The sequence below is a fragment of the Vibrio sp. 1078-1 genome (assembly GCF_033340475.1).
Genome location: NZ_JAWOWM010000272.1, coordinates 1 through 754, shown reverse-complemented (window position 1 = coordinate 754; position 754 = coordinate 1). Strand labels below are relative to the sequence as shown.

Annotated in this window: 2 protein-coding genes; both read left to right on the top strand. The window is 44.2% G+C overall.

Translation table 11 applies throughout. The annotated features are described in order from the left end of the window. A partial coding sequence (locus tag R7190_RS27060; RefSeq protein ID WP_318137825.1) for a FlhC family transcriptional regulator occupies positions 1 to 393 on the top strand: 393 nt, incomplete at its 5' end. Positions 394 to 450: 57 nt separating this feature from the next. Then, positions 451 to 754, top strand: a 304-nt coding sequence (locus R7190_RS27055) for a hypothetical protein (protein ID WP_318137824.1), incomplete at its 3' end; no start/stop codon positions are given.

The following is a 754-nucleotide window of genomic DNA, read 5'->3' as shown; positions in this document are numbered from 1 at the left end:
AAGTCACCTTGTCCTGGTCAATTGCCAGAATCTGATGCCATCGTCAAAAGCAGAAGAGCATTAGTTGAAGGCTCCCTGCTTATGGCGCTTTATGTCAACATTGGTGGTGATAATGTCTACAAGCAATTAAATATCGATGCTTTGATGAAGGCTTACGATGCGTACTTGGTTGCAAGAGAAGAAGCAGATCTTCCAGCTGAGATCCCCTGGAAAAAACTGACCATCAATGAAGGTTGGGTTCTAGCTCGTGATTTAAGATCACAGCTTGCATCCTTACACCGGTGTCGATGCGGCAGTCTGTATTTGACGGTATCTCAACAGCGCATTCAGCTTAAATGTCCTGTGTGCGAGATTATGGCCGAGCAAACCACTAGAGCACTTTGTGAGAACTAACATGCTGATTCATGATTTGATTGTGCACCGTCCGTGCACTTTGAGAGTACTAAGAAGATGACAAACTTACTTAAATCTTTACCAGCACGCTGCTGGGTTATTTCACTGGGGCTTTTTCTGGCGACTTTGGCTGCGGCTCATTTTTTTCCCTCAGAAATATTAACGGCATCTGCCAAGTTAGCGGCTTTGCCATTTCTGATTTGCACCATCGTTTTTTTCAGCTACTTGGGATTCAAAGCAACTGCTAGTCCTATCGGACTTATAACCATTACCACTTTGTGTTTAGCAATCGCATATTGGGAAGCGAGTTGGGCAATTTTATGTGTTGGGTTAGCTTTCTTTGGCTTAAGCGGGCTAATCC